This window comes from Marinobacter sediminicola, from assembly GCF_031157525.1.
Lineage (GTDB): Bacteria > Pseudomonadota > Gammaproteobacteria > Pseudomonadales > Oleiphilaceae > Marinobacter > Marinobacter sediminicola.
In genome coordinates, this window is the sequence record NZ_JAVIXR010000003.1 from 99,395 (window position 1) to 112,130 (window position 12,736).

Sequence of the window (12,736 nt, forward strand, 5' to 3'; positions counted from 1 at the left end):
TCACGCTCAATCGGCATAACCCGTGAGTTCCATATAGCCCTCTCCAGAATGGCTTCCTGACACCTCTACCGGGCTCTCCCAATAAGGATAGAGCCCGGCATTAAGGTAATCACCTGGTGGCGCACTCAGTTTCAGATTCACCTGATAGGCCGGAACGCTGAGCTGCCAGCGCACAGGCACGCCCTTACGCAGCTCCAGTGCTTTCACACCAATCTCTTCAGAATTCAAGGGAATGGGATCACCTTCTGCAGGAAGCCAGGTGCCTGATCGAAAACTGCCGCTGTCGTCCCGCAACTGGAATGCCATCAGTTTGTCGCCGCTATCCAGGTGCAGCGCAAACCAGTCCCATCCTTTTTGCCCGGTTTTCAGAAGCTGACTGCTCCATTCCCGATCAAACCAGCCTTTACCCGATACCTCCAATGCCTCACCTTCCAGCACCACCTCGCCAGTTATGGCAATGTCTACCAGGCTGAAGTACATGGAACCTTCTCCACCGGCGGATTTGGCGCTGAATCCCTCATTTCCATGGCCCACTGGCTCGCCCTGAATAGTGAGCGTCAGGTCGTAACTCCAGCCTTCGCCTGCCGCTTGCAGTTGCCAGCGATCGTTGTCGGTATTGCCAGTTAGCCGCCAGTTGTCCAGCCAAACCTGAAAGGGAACGGCCTTTGCCCCAGCATTCCCCATATCGCCACGGGCCAGCTTTTCCGTAAAGTAGTGCTGTCCCTTCCAACTCACTGCGCCGTGGGCCATCCATGCCGCTTGCAATGGCCAATCGGTTGAATCTGGCGCTGGCTTGGAGGCAACTCTGGGCTGAAGTGCCTGCCGGAACTGGGTCCACTGCACACCCAAGGGTTCGCCCTCAGCCGTTTCAAGGTTTGCAGTGAGGTACCACCATTCGATTCGATGCTGAGGATGCGGCCCGAAATCAGCGGGGAACGCCAACCGATCTCCGGGGCCGGGCTGCAAATAGGGTGTTTCTCCCGCTGCGTTTTGCTCAAGCCCCGCTAAACCTGCAAAGCCTTCCTCGCTGGCATCGCCGGAGCAGCCAGCCAATAGCAGTAGCCCTAACGAAAATACCAGATACCGGTTCATCGCTCGCCTCCCGTCAAAGCGCTGGCAGATACACGTGCAACGGAGGGTTTGCCAAGTTGCCTGCGCATCAGCGCAGCAATGCTCACGCCAATGGCCAGGCTAAGAGCGCCAAGCTCCAGCCAAAAAGTCGGGTACACGGCCATGGGCAGCGACCAGCCAAATGCGAGGGGGTTGATCCGGTGCACCAGCACCCAAGTCAGCCAGATACCCAATGGCAGGGCCAGTAAGGCGATACCGCCGGTCAACGCCAGCGCTAACCTGAGCAACTGCCCTGCCACCTGCCGCTGCGACATGCCCCACACCACCAGAAGCCGGAAGTACCAGGCTCGAGTGGTGAAAAACACCCAGCCCATCATCAACAACGCAGACGCTGCCAGAATCAGGGTAAGCACAGTCATGGCGCGGGTTAACGCAAAGGTCTGATCAAACACGCCGGTCGCCAGCTCACGAATGGTGCTGTTGTCTCTCATGGATAGGGTTTCCACACCCCAGAGCCGCTTTAATCCATCGGTAACAGACGTAATCCCCAACTCACCCGGCGTTATGGAGAAACTCTCGGAACGGGCAATGAAATTCTCGGGCAGTGCTTCTGCGTTCATCAATACTTCACCCACCGGGCGGCCATAGTCCGGGTATACCCCGAGAATCCGCATGTCCCGAGTCTGCCCGTCGAGAACCAATTGCAGGGTATCCCCAGCCCCAAGCGTTTGCCTGCGTGCCAGCTGCTCGTTGATCATTACGCCTTTATTGCCGGCTAACGTCTCCCAGGGGTGATCTTCCGCTTCCAGCAATCCCCACCCGGTTATCAGAGTGCTTATTGGCGCAAGTGCGTAAACATCCACCTGCTGCCTGCTTGCGGCAGCCTTGTCTGCCATCCGGGTGCTGCCCCGAATTACCTGATGCCACTGCATGCCCGGATTACTTGCCTGATGACCGGTGAGCCAATCGACTGCTTTTCGGCTGTCTGCCCCAGCTGGTACCTCAATGTAATAGGCTGCTTCCAGCCGCTGTCCCAGCCAGCGATCAAATGTATCCTCGAAGGTGGTAACAAGAGCCTGAATCGCAAGCACCATGGCGAGGGCAAACTGTAAGGCAACCAGTGGCAAGGTAAGTCGGCGCGCCAGCACGGCGAGTTCCCTGTAACGCCACCGGGCAAGCGGGGCTTTCGATTGACCTGCGCGCCAATTGGCAAAGCCAGTGACCGCGGTCGGGGTCAGCCAGGCGGCCCCCGCGAAAACCAGAGCCACCGCAACAAACACCCAGGGCAGCGAAGGCGCCAACCAGGCCATAACCAGCCCAGCCAAAAACAAAGCCGTCGCCAATCTGCCCTGATTGGGCACAGACAAAGACAAGCGCTCACGGAATCTGAGCAACAGCAGATCCCCCAAACAGGCAATCACAACCACAGTCAACATAACCAGGACCGGCGTTATCCAACCCTGCCCCTGCCCGGCATAGAGAGGTATATCGAACAACCCATCAAGAGCTTGGCCAAAACCACCCCCAAGCCCGGCCGCCAGCCACCGGCCAAGCCCTACGCCGGGCACCACACAGATCAGCGCCAGCGCAATAATTTCCAGCACCAGCCAGCGCTGAACCTGCCCTGGCGAAACCCCAAATCGGTGCAGCAGGGCGAAGCTGTCCCGGCGTTGCGCCAGCCCCAGCAGGTACACACTGCGCAACAGCAGAGCAGTAATGAGCAGAACCAGAACGCCCAAGGCTTCAAGATTAAGCAAAAAGCTGTCACCGAGCTCACCTGTTTCCGGGCCGGTTGCGAAGGTTTTCAGGTGGTAGGCAGCCGGTAGATCAGAGTCTTGGGTAGAGTCAGGTGTCAGCAAATACAAATGAGCTTCACCAGCGCTAGCTGCGGTGCTCATATCGACAAAGGGCTTGCCATCCAGTGGTTGATCGCCCCCCCGAGCTGCCCCGGCGCCAAAACAGTGGGCCGCCAAGGGATCAATACCGATAATACGGTTGCCCGATGCCGGGGTTACCTCCAGCCAGGGCATTACGCACACACCAACAAGGCGAAGGGACACAAAGTCTTCAACCATCAGAGCCTGGCCATCATCCCTGACCACTTGCTGGCGTTCTGCCACCGCTTGTTCGCTTTGATCAAGGCTCGCCCGTGCCTGGCTGGTGAGATGATTCACCCCTGTCCACAACATGGTGGCAAGAACGATCATGGTCGCCAGGGCGAGCAACTGCAGAGGGTGACGGCGATAGTGGCTGAGCAGGGCCCGGGGTATGGGTAAAGCGGGTAAAGACGGAAGGAGAGACATGAGCACCTTCATACGGCGCTCATGTGGCCAAGATCCAGAAGCTGTTGGCAACCGGCGGCAAGCTCGGCGTCGTGAGTCGCCAGTATCAAGCCGCAACGGTAGCGGGCCTGAAGATCGAACAATACCTGGGTAACCTCGGCGGCTGTCTGGCGATCCAGACTGCCGGTGGGCTCGTCTGCCAGAATCAGTGCTGGCTCCATCGAGAAAACCATAGCCAGTGCCGCACGCTGGCGCTGGCCGCCGGATACCTGATCCGGATAACGCTGGGCCAGCTCACCTATATCCAGACGTGTCAGCCAGTCCTCACTGTTTGCGGGATCACGGCCTGCCAGTTGGGCGCGAAACCGCACATTCTCCAGTAGCGTCAGGGCGGGCATCAGGTTGGCTTCCTGAAACACCACGCCAATCTGCTGCCGGCGCAAGTCGGCCCATGCCGCAGCCTTTTCCCGTGTCGCTGCACTGCCCGCCTCAAAAACCTGCCCCTGCATAACAATGGTGCCCGCATCGGGCGACTCCAGGCCGCACAACAGGTTCAGCAGCGTACTTTTACCGGAGCCGGAACGACCGACCAAAGCCAGCGACTGGCCTTGGCCGAGGGTGAACGTCAGCTTTTCAATCACCGGGACCGTTTCATTGCCACTGACGAAATGCTTGCTCAAGCCCCGAACAGCCAGCAGAGACTCTGTCATATCGGTTCCCCTCCTTGCCTCCCTTCACGAAACTGTTCCAGCAAGGATAGCAGGGCCGGAATAATCACCAATACCAGAACAGTAGACAGCCCCAAGCCAAACGCAATCGAGGTGGCCATGGGAATAAGGAACTGCGCTTGCAGTGAGGTTTCAAACAGCAGGGGCAGTAAGCCACCGATGGTAGTCAGCGAGGTCAACAGCACGGCACGCACCCGCTGCACGGCTGCTTCGTTCAGTGCTTCGTTAATGCCCAATCCTTTCTCACGCTGATGGTTGTAGAAAGACACCAGAATGATCGCGTTATTCACCACAATGCCGGCCAATCCAAACAACCCGAACAGCGATAACACCGTCAGCTGAATCCCCATCACCCAGTGGCCCAGCAGGGCACCCACCAGGGCGAAGGGGATGATCGCCATCACGATCAACGGCAAACTCCAGGAGGCGAATACCCAAGCCAGTATCACGTACATCAAGGCGATACCGACCAGCATCCCGGTTTTCATATCTGCAATGGTTTCCCGCTGATCCGCCGACCGGCCTTCAAAGCTGTAGCGCACGTTGTAGCGGCTGGCGATGTCCGGCAGGGCGTCGGCCTCCAGGCTTTCAATAATCTGGTCAGTGGTGCTTACCCGGGTGTTCAGGGCGGAGGTTACCTCTACGGCCAGCTTGCCATCGGCATGGCGCAGAGCTTCAAAGCCCTGGCGGTGATCCAGATTCATTACCTGCCCCAGCGGCACGAAACGCCCATCCGGTATGCGCACGGTCACGCGAGAGAGTGTGGATAAGCGCTCACGCTGGTCCCGGGGCAGCTGCACCCGCACTTCCATCTCATCACGCCCATCCTGATAGATCTGGGCAACCCTGCCGTCAAATGCTGCCCGCAACTGGCTACCCAAATCGGTGGTGGTGAGGCCCAGCGCCTCGCCATAGGCACTGGCCTGATAGATCAACTGCTCACGCCCCCAGGGCATGTCATCTTCTACATCCAGCACGCCGGGCAATGTTGATAACGCCTGCGCCAGTTCTTCTGCGGCAGACTTCAGGTTCTGTGCATTCTCTCCGGTAAGCCGCACATTCACATCCCGACCCGGCGGCCCGGCCTGGCGTTCGGTGATAGACAGGTTATCCAGCCCCGCAGGCAGGCTCAGGCGGCTGCGCCATTCATTCATAAATTCCGGATTGCGCACCTCACGCTGATCCGACGGCGCCAGCTCAATCATTATGGAACCCAGCTCATCACCGGCACGAGAGCTTCCACCACCACCCAGGGTGGCGCCTTCTGTGGTCACTGCATGCAATATGAGATTGCCGCCCAGCGCCGATTCCGTCTCGTTCAGTGCTTTTTGCATATCCACCATAAACCGGTCAACGGTTTGGCTGTCGGTGCCCGCAACAAAGCTGGCATTGGCGTAAAGCACAGAGGGCTCGGGTGTGGGGAAGAAGTTGAACCCGAGGCGACCACCGGCCAAAAGCCCAATAGTAACCAGAGCCAACGCGAGAACACAGGCCATGGTGATGCCACGATTATCCAGGCTACGCTGTGAAAACCGGCGGAAGGGGCCTTCGCGAAACCGATCAAACCGACGCTCAAAACCACTACGGAAGCGTGCAATGGGATTCCCGCTGGGCTCGGCAAGTTCCGGGGTACTCTTGTTCGCATTCCGAGGCGTGAACGCGTGCCGCAAGTGCGCTGGCAGAACAATGAAGCACTCAAGCAGCGACGCAATAAGCACGCAGATCATGATGACGGGAATATCGCCAAGGATATTGCCGATAACACCACCCACAACCAATAGCGGCATAAAGGCGGCAACGGTAGTCAACGACGACGCCAGTACTGGCCATACCATGCGTTTTGCCGCGCCTTCCGAGGCGTAAATGGAGGCCTCACCCATGCGGGCATGGGCGTCTGCGTCCTCCCCCACCACAATGGCATCATCCACAATGACCCCCAACGCCATGATCAGCGCAAACAGCGACATCATGTTGATGGAGCCGCCAATCAGCCAGAACACACCAAGCGCTGCGAGAAATGCGGTTGGAATCCCCACGGCCACCCAAAGCGCAACACGCCCCGGAAGGAACAGGTACAGCAGGCAAATCACCAGTATCAGGCCACTAAGGCCGTTGCTGGTGAGGAGGGAAATGCGGTCGTTCAGCAGCTGCCAGGTTTCATCGTAAACCTCCAGCTGTATCGAAGGCGGCAACGTGGCCCGGGTATCATCAAGCCATAACTCGAGAACCTTGGCTGCTGCCAGGGAGTTGCCGTTTTCAGATCGCAGCAGTTGTAACTCAATGGCGGGAAAACCATTGCGGGTGAGAGCCACCTGGCTTTCACGATCTTCCTGACGAACATCGGCAATGTCCCCCAGCCGAAGCTGAACACGCTCGCCACTGAGTACAGGCAAGGATTCAAACGCCTGCGGGCTGCGGCGCTGTTCTGTGGATCGCAGTTCACGGGCCGCATCTTGCTGCGCCATGATTCCAGCAGGTAAATCCCGCGAAACCGACGCTACTCTTTCCGCTATCTGCCCGAGGGTAAGCCCCAGCGTCTCCAGCCTTTCCACCGGAACATCAATGCTGATTTGCTGCTCTGGCAGGCCCCGGAAAGACACCCGGTCTATGCCCCGCTGCAGGAGTTCGTCTTCATAGCGGTAAGCCAGCGCCCGCAGTTCGCGCCGATCCACATCACCGAACACCAGCATTCGGGCCACGGGCTCGTAGCGCTCGATCCGGGCGACCCGGGGTTCCTCGGCGTCTGTGGGCAGGTTGTTGAACTCATCCACTTGCTGGCGCACGTCATCCAGTGCGGTGATCGGGTTGGTGCCTTCCTGAAATTCCAGAGTGATAGACGCAATGCTCTGGGCCGAAGTGGAAGTCATCTTCTTGAGGCCATTTACACTGCGCAGTCGCTGCTCCAGCGGATTGGTAATGCCCTGCTCCACATCTTCCGCAGAGGCACCGCTCCAGACCACGCGCACGCTGACCACATCCAGCGCAAAGGTGGGGAAGAACTGGACGTTCATACGGGTAAGGCCCAGGGTACCGGCAAGCAACATCATCAACATCACCAGGTTGCCAGCAACCTTGTGATGGACAAAAAACCCTATGACGCCTTTTCTGCGCCTCATTGAACCGGCCTCCCATCGCTGGCCACGTCTACTTTAAGTCCAGTGAGGGCATTGGGAAGATGGGTAATAATCAGCTGGGCGCCAGGCTTGAGCGCCTCACCGGCAACCAGAAGGCGCCGCTCACCATTGGCGGAGAGCGCTTCGCCTACCCGTTCAACAGACACACGCTGCATGCGGCTGTCGTCTGCCATCAGGTACACATTGCTGGCGCCATACAAGGCACTGAAGGGAATGGCCACTGTCTGGCTGCGCTCTGGCCGCTCAAGGATAACGGGCAACAGGGCGCCAGGCCGCAAGCCCGCTGAATCTCCAGCCAGTGCGAGGATTGCCTCGGTTCCAGCAGGGTCGCTGATTCCGGCGAAGCGCTCCAGCCGGAAGCGAATCTCGCGCTGATCGCTGTAGGCATACAGGTTTTTACCCTTCGCCAAGGCGCTCATCAGCTCTGCCCGATACAGGTCAGGCACCCGGGCCCGAAGCTCCAGGCCCTCTATTGCATACACAGAGAGCAGTTTCTGGTGTTTTGATACCTGGTCGCCCAGAGCCACCAGAACATCTGTCACAACACCGTCAAACGGGGCAACAACCCGGGAGCGATCGGCATCCCGCTGCGTGGTCGCAAGTGCGGCTTCTGCCTGCGCCAGCCTGGCCTCCAGGCTTTGCAGCCGTGCCGGGTGTTCGTCAATGGCGCGCTGGCGAATGCTCAAGGTGAGCTCGGCTCTGGCAGCGCCGTCTGTTACGCCCTCCAGGCTCTCACGGGAGGCAAGGTTTCGGTCCACCAGAGAACGCGTGCGCTCCAGCTGCCGGTGAGCATTGGCCAGGATGGCCTGCTCGCTTTTGAGCGCAGCCTGATCATTCCGGTGGCGTACCTGTTCCGAGCGGATCTGCGCTTCAAGATCAGCCACCTGGGCTTTCGCCTGGGCCAACACCGGCTCAACATCCTGAGTATCCAGAGCCACCAGCAGGTCACCGGCGCTCACCCGCTGCCCTTCGGCCACGGGCCGCTCTGAAATTCGGCCCGCCATTGAGGCAACCACCAACATCTGCTCGGGGGCCACCACCTCGCCGTACAAAGGCAACACAGGCGTGTGCACGGTTGGCTCAACCAACTGAACTTGCACCCGCCAGCTACGCTCAGTTGCAGAGACCGGGGCAGGCTCTGGACGAGTCACCTTAAGGAACAGGAAGCCAAGAACGCCAACGGCCAGAATAATTGCGGGTATAATTCGTTTGGACATAACGCGTGGGCCAGCTAAGGTAAATAAAGCTCCGCCACAAGACGGCAACGGGTAGTGAGATACCTCTGAAGGCACCTCCGGATTGCTATAAAAAAGTACAGTCAGGAGTACTATACGTTTGTTAGCAGAAAATTATGCCAACCTTCTAAGCGCCACATTTATCAACGCCTTCATTGTGGTTCTCGTTGTGCTGATGCACCGCGAGGCGCTTGTCCTCCTCAGCCGCCTGTTAAAAAACATGCATTCCCATCATCACTTTCGCTTGGTTGCTGCTGTTCTTGGCGTTCTGATCGCTCACACCGCACAGGTGTGGGTATTTGCAGCAGCCTTTTATTTCATGCACCACGCCGATGCATGGGGCTCGCTGGCCGGCAACTTCAATGGCAGTTTTCTGGACTGCGTTTATTTTTCTTTCAGCACCTTCACCACCGTTGGATATGGTGATATCGAACCCTTGGGCGCGCTGCGTTTTCTGACCGGAATCGAAGGGCTCACAGGGTTGGTACTGATTACCTGGAGCGCTTCGTTCCTGTTCATGAAAATGCAGCGTTACTGGACGGGCAGCTAACGCTTCAGTCCCGGGCTCCTGAGAATAAAAAACCCCATGCCGGGAGTTCATCCCCCATGGGGCAAAGTGTTACCCGCCGGCTATGAGAAGCGGGCAACCGCCATTACAAGGTCTACCACCTGGCCGTCAAAGCTGCCCGTAGCATGCGGCCCGGCTCGTTCACCCGAATCGCACCAGGATTGAACGGATCGGTGTTTGCGCGGCTCACGTGGGGCGCCCAGGTGTTATCAAACAGGTTATCCAGAGCCCAATTAAAGGTGAGATACTCCATTAACGGATGGCTACCGGAAAGGTTGAACACGCCATACCCGGGTGAAACCCCCGCATCCAGCCCCGATTGCGGATCGATGTGATCCTGACGGCGGGCAAGCTGCCATTCAGCCTCAATACTATGGCCCATCGCCTGCCAGCCCAGAGTTTGTACAAATTGAACCGGAGGAATCTGCGGCAGGGCTTTATCATCATCACGGTTTTCGCCGCGAACCGACGCCAAGGCACTGCTGCTACTCCAGGTGCCATCGGTCCACCCAATCATTGCCTCAACACCCAACAAGCGGGCATCTATGTTCTTGTAGCGAGTGCAGCCGTTGGCCTTGCTGCACTGAGCCTGCGTTTCTTTGTAACGCAACACAAAGTCATCCACCTGATCGACCCAGACAACGGGCTTCCAGCTCCACTGATTCTTGCTGCCACTCAGGGCCAGCTCCAATTTGTAATGTTTCTCGGTATTCAGATCCGGGTTGCCAATCCAGCTATCGCCCATGGTATTGCGCGCCAGGTAGCGCTCCGTAACGCTGGGACTGCGCACACTGCGGCTGCCAGTCAGGGTTAACGCCTGGTTCTGTGGCAGGCGCCATTCACCCGATACGAACCCACTCACGTTGTTATCTTCAACGTCTACATCCGCCGTACCGTAAGCACTCTGGTAAAGCATGGCCGGAGTCATACCCATGCTCGCCACGTCGTCCGCTTTGGTGGCATTCATTTTCACACGGTCATACCGCAGGCCGGCACCCACTTTTATGTCACGGGCAATGCGCCGAAAACCCTCCGCAAAAAGCCCCGCTCGCTCACGCTCCACCCCCGGCCACATCAGCGACACCGTCATTGGCATAGGGTTACTGACGTTGAACAGGGTGGCATCCCAGTCGTTGGTCTCCAAGTCAGCGCCCATGGCCCAATCAGTTACGCTATTCGGGCTTTGATCGAGCGTGAAGCGCACGCCTCGGGTTTCGGTAATGGAGTCCGTCTGCATCTTCATCATGCCGGCCGGGCGCAGGCTGAAGTTGTCCATGGTGTGATCCACATCTGCCTGCCAGGCCAGCAGGCTCCACTCGCCCTTTGCTACCGGAGAGCCGATCTCCATGCGGTAAATATCTGTGTCGGTTTGCGGTGCATCCATCCCGGAACCCGCGTATTTCACATCGCTTTCTTCCTGCCGGCTCACCATGGCCTTGATGAAGAAACCAGTCTCTGCCGTCCAGGTAGCGTCGGCGCGGCCTTCAGCATTTTCGTAGGCGCTGCGTACTTTGTTGCCATCACCGTCTTCGTAATCGTTCGCTTCGTCATATCCTCCAGACAGCCTCAACCACGCCGCCTCACTGCCCACGGCCGCTGCCGCATTCACCAGCCTGCCGTTTCCATTGTCTGAACCACCAAGCGTTACCTGGCCGGTGGTCGCGCTGCCATTGAACCGAGGCTCTGCGGTAGTGGCAATCACCTGCCCGCCGGCAATGGGGCCCCAACGCAGGGTTCGGTTATTGGTTCGCACTTCCAGAGCCGGTGCCAGCGCGCTGCTCAGGCGACTCGTTGGTGGATCCATGCGGTTGGGACAAGCGCCTTCTACCCGAATGCCATCGAGCAACACATCCACTCTTTCCTGGCTTTGCCCGCGCACTACAGGCTCCAGACCGCGACCGCCCATGCGGGAGAGTGAGACCGCGGGGTCTGAGGCCAGCCGATTGACCGGCTCACTTGCCAGCACCGTAGAAGCCTTATCAGCTACCTGCCCCTCAGTTACCCGGATAACAAGGCTATCTCCGGAGGCTTGCGCCAGTGCAAGAGCAGGTATTCCTGAGAGCCCTAAAGCCGCGATCCATGCGCATTTCGCAAATACTGGTTCTTTCATGCAACTGCTTCCCCGGGGGCGTTTCCGCCTATTAAGCTGTAGAACAAATGTGCCCGGGCATGATAAACAGGCAGCCGCCGCAGCGCGTGAGACACAATGCCGCATCTCTATGGGGGTATGCCTTCAGCCCCCTGCCGCAGGGGCTCGCTTGCCAAACCTGCCGCAATATGGTCAAATCACCGCCCCATTTTTCCGCCATCCTTTTCATTTTCCTGCAATAAGCAAGAACCGAAATGAGGAATACTCTATGACCGCCCGACTTGATGAGAAACTGGAACTGATTTACCAAGACGTTCTGCACCGCAACCCGGGTGAAAACGAGTTCCACCAAGCTGTACACGAAGTTCTGGAGACTCTGGGGCCCGTTCTGGTGAAATATCCGGAATTTGCCGAGAAGAAGATTATTCAGCGCATCTGCGAACCAGAGCGCCAGATTATTTTCCGCGTGCCCTGGCAGGACGATAAAGGCGAGATCCACATCAACCGCGCCTTCCGCGTGGAATTCAACAGTGCCTTGGGCCCCTACAAGGGCGGCATGCGTTTTCACCCATCCGTGTACCTGGGCATTATCAAATTCCTGGGCTTCGAGCAGATCTTTAAAAACGCCCTGACCGGCCTGCCTATCGGCGGCGGCAAAGGCGGCAGTGACTTTGACCCCAAAGGTCGTTCAGACGACGAAATCATGCGCTTCTGCCAGAGCCTGATGACGGAGCTGTATCGTCACATTGGTGAGTACACAGATGTACCTGCCGGCGACATTGGCGTGGGCGGGCGCGAAATTGGCTACATGTTTGGCCAGTACAAGCGCATCACTAACCGCTATGAGTCTGGCGTACTCACCGGCAAAGGCCTCGACTGGGGCGGCAGCCGTGCACGTACCGAAGCAACGGGTTACGGCACTGTGTTCTTCACACATGAGATGCTGAAAGCCCGTGGCGACTCCATGGAAGGCAAAAAAGTGGTTGTTTCCGGCTCCGGTAACGTCGCCATCTACGCCATTGCCAAAGCCCACGAACTGGGTGCCAAGGTTATTGCCTGCTCCGACTCCAGCGGCATCATCGTGGATGAAAAAGGTCTCGACCTGGCCGCTCTGAAGCAGATCAAGGAAGTGGATCGTCGTCGCCTCAGCGCCTACACCGAGTTCCACAAAGACGCAAAATACGTCAAGGGCGGCAGCATTTGGTCGATTCCTTGCGATATCGCACTGCCCTGCGCCACCCAGAACGAGCTGAATGCCAACGATGCCAAAACGCTGGTTGAGAATGGTTGTATTGCAGTTGCTGAAGGCGCCAACATGCCCACCACGCCGGAAGGGATTGCCATCTTCCAGCAGGCCAAGATTATGTACGGCCCGGGCAAGGCAGCCAATGCCGGCGGTGTGGCAACGTCTGCTCTGGAAATGCAACAGAATGCCAGCCGTGATTCATGGTCCTTCGACTACACCCAGAAGCGCCTTGAAGACATCATGATTGATATCCACAAGAGCTGCTATGAAACCTCAGCTGAGTTTGGCTCCGAAGGTAACTATGTACTGGGAGCCAACGTAACCGGCTTTATCAAGGTAGCCCGCGCCATGCAGTCTATGGGCGTTATCTGATTATGGAGTAG

8 protein-coding genes are annotated in these 12,736 nt (G+C 58.0%); 2 read left to right on the forward strand and 6 right to left on the reverse strand.

The genetic code is table 11. From position 1 onward, the window contains the following. Positions 1-6 precede the first annotated feature (6 nt). From RG807_RS05440 to RG807_RS05460, 5 genes are read right to left on the reverse strand one after another with little or no spacing between them, the layout of a single operon-like run. On the reverse strand, positions 7-1,092 hold the full coding sequence (locus tag RG807_RS05440) for a lipocalin-like domain-containing protein (protein ID WP_309043991.1): 1,086 nt from the start codon (positions 1,090-1,092) through the stop codon (positions 7-9). Continuing rightward, positions 1,089-3,386: an FtsX-like permease family protein gene (locus RG807_RS05445; RefSeq protein ID WP_309043992.1), complete on the reverse strand. Its 2,298-nt coding sequence runs from the start codon at positions 3,384-3,386 to the stop codon at positions 1,089-1,091. The genes RG807_RS05440 and RG807_RS05445 overlap by 4 nt, the downstream gene beginning before the upstream one ends. After that, positions 3,383-4,063 carry an ABC transporter ATP-binding protein gene (locus tag RG807_RS05450; RefSeq protein ID WP_309043993.1) on the reverse strand — a complete coding sequence of 227 codons (681 nt, stop codon included), beginning with the start codon at positions 4,061-4,063 and terminating at the stop codon, positions 3,383-3,385. Before RG807_RS05450 ends, RG807_RS05445 begins: the two co-directional genes overlap by 4 nt. Then, complete coding sequence (locus tag RG807_RS05455; protein WP_309043994.1) at positions 4,060-7,197, reverse strand: efflux RND transporter permease subunit; 3,138 nt, start codon at positions 7,195-7,197, stop codon at positions 4,060-4,062. The genes RG807_RS05450 and RG807_RS05455 overlap by 4 nt, the downstream gene beginning before the upstream one ends. Further along, a complete protein-coding gene (locus RG807_RS05460; RefSeq protein ID WP_309043995.1) occupies positions 7,194-8,432 on the reverse strand; it encodes an efflux RND transporter periplasmic adaptor subunit in 1,239 nt (412 codons plus the stop codon). The genes RG807_RS05455 and RG807_RS05460 overlap by 4 nt, the downstream gene beginning before the upstream one ends. Positions 8,433-8,625: 193 nt before the next feature. On the opposite strand from RG807_RS05460, the gene RG807_RS05465 reads away from it, so the two are divergent. Further along, positions 8,626-9,000, forward strand: a complete 375-nt coding sequence (locus RG807_RS05465) for a potassium channel family protein (protein ID WP_410803548.1) — start codon at positions 8,626-8,628, stop codon at positions 8,998-9,000. A gap of 112 nt (positions 9,001-9,112) precedes the next feature. Here the strand turns inward: RG807_RS05465 and RG807_RS05470 are convergent, their stop codons facing one another. After that, positions 9,113-11,128: a TonB-dependent receptor domain-containing protein gene (locus RG807_RS05470; RefSeq protein ID WP_309043997.1), complete on the reverse strand. Its 2,016-nt coding sequence runs from the start codon at positions 11,126-11,128 to the stop codon at positions 9,113-9,115. A 247-nt stretch (positions 11,129-11,375) separates the two neighbouring features. On the opposite strand from RG807_RS05470, the gene gdhA reads away from it, so the two are divergent. Next, positions 11,376-12,725: an NADP-specific glutamate dehydrogenase gene (gene gdhA, locus RG807_RS05475; RefSeq protein WP_298450972.1), complete on the forward strand. Its 1,350-nt coding sequence runs from the start codon at positions 11,376-11,378 to the stop codon at positions 12,723-12,725. Positions 12,726-12,736 lie beyond the last annotated feature (11 nt).

Excerpts from the sequence above, each read along its gene's own strand:
- RG807_RS05460 (WP_309043995.1), bottom strand. The coding sequence starts at position 8,432 with ATGTCCAAACGAATTATACCCGCAATTATTCTGGCCGTTGGCGTTCTT.
- RG807_RS05445 (WP_309043992.1), bottom strand. The coding sequence starts at position 3,386 with ATGAAGGTGCTCATGTCTCTCCTTCCGTCTTTACCCGCTTTACCCATA.
- RG807_RS05470 (WP_309043997.1), bottom strand. The coding sequence starts at position 11,128 with ATGAAAGAACCAGTATTTGCGAAATGCGCATGGATCGCGGCTTTAGGG.
- gdhA (WP_298450972.1), top strand. The coding sequence starts at position 11,376 with ATGACCGCCCGACTTGATGAGAAACTGGAACTGATTTACCAAGACGTT.
- RG807_RS05440 (WP_309043991.1), bottom strand. The coding sequence starts at position 1,092 with ATGAACCGGTATCTGGTATTTTCGTTAGGGCTACTGCTATTGGCTGGC.
- RG807_RS05455 (WP_309043994.1), bottom strand. The coding sequence starts at position 7,197 with ATGAGGCGCAGAAAAGGCGTCATAGGGTTTTTTGTCCATCACAAGGTT.
- RG807_RS05465 (WP_410803548.1), top strand. The coding sequence starts at position 8,626 with ATGCACCGCGAGGCGCTTGTCCTCCTCAGCCGCCTGTTAAAAAACATG.
- RG807_RS05450 (WP_309043993.1), bottom strand. The coding sequence starts at position 4,063 with ATGACAGAGTCTCTGCTGGCTGTTCGGGGCTTGAGCAAGCATTTCGTC.